The sequence below is a fragment of the Pantoea sp. Ft-CA_14 genome, assembly GCF_024520875.1.
Lineage (GTDB): Bacteria > Pseudomonadota > Gammaproteobacteria > Enterobacterales > Enterobacteriaceae > Pantoea > Pantoea agglomerans.
This window is the reverse complement of sequence record NZ_JALNPM010000052.1, coordinates 1-245: the sequence shown is the minus strand read 5'-3', so window position 1 is coordinate 245 and position 245 is coordinate 1. Positions and strand designations below refer to the sequence as shown.

Below are 245 nucleotides of genomic sequence, written 5' to 3'. Positions count from 1 at the left end.
CCTCCTTGCTGAGGTCGTTCTCCTTGTCCTTCATCAGGAAGTGGATCGCTTCCGAGGCGAGATACATGTCGTTGCGGGTGTTGCCGACGGCTTCCGCCGGCACGCGGTCGAGCGTGCCATAGGTGCGGACCTGGTTGCCGACATCGGCCACCAATACGGCGAGCGACGGATAGGTGCCTTCCGAGATGTGGTGCAGCGACACGTATTGCGTCACCGCGGGGCGGGGATCGCCGAGCACGCTATAG

At 63.3% G+C, this 245-nt stretch carries 1 pseudogene; it reads right to left on the bottom strand.

The annotated features are described in order from the left end of the window. Positions 1–245 (bottom strand): annotated as a pseudogene (locus NR195_RS22815) (inorganic phosphate transporter); the annotation flags it as partial.